This window comes from Gordonia sp. DT219 (assembly GCF_049847065.1).
Classification (GTDB): Bacteria; Actinomycetota; Actinomycetes; order Mycobacteriales; family Mycobacteriaceae; genus Gordonia.
In genome coordinates this window covers 1-351 of record NZ_JBNCNR010000094.1, presented here as the reverse complement: position 1 = coordinate 351, position 351 = coordinate 1, and the positions used below count along the sequence as shown (strand labels likewise).

Annotated in this window: 1 protein-coding gene; it reads left to right on the top strand. The window is 58.1% G+C overall.

What is annotated here, in order from left to right; all coding sequences use genetic code 11:
• Positions 1-205, top strand: a 205-nt coding sequence (locus tag ACPXB3_RS22575) for a hypothetical protein (RefSeq protein ID WP_425729881.1), incomplete at its 5' end; no start/stop codon positions are given.
• Positions 206-351 lie beyond the last annotated feature (146 nt).

The window sequence follows — 351 nt, the reverse complement described above, 5'->3', positions numbered from 1 at the left end:
CACGCGCTCAACCATTCGTCTGGACGAAAACCGCCGAACAAATCCTCGCGAAAGCCTACCGTCCAACAACTTCAAACCCGCCGCACTAGCACAGCCCACCGACAGAAACGAACGCCCATTCATACCTCGAAACATGTTGTCCACAACCAGTATTCGATACACAGATGCCGCCTATCTGGATGCCATTGTCGGCGCACGCGTGTAGGATGGAGACATCGCATCGATCGCCAAGGGGGGCACCATGATCGCCGACGTCACCATCGAAAGCACGGACACCGCAGCAATTCTGGCCGGTATTGTCGACCAGCTCACCGAACTCCGCACCAGCCCGGACATGACCGGGCCGCAAGC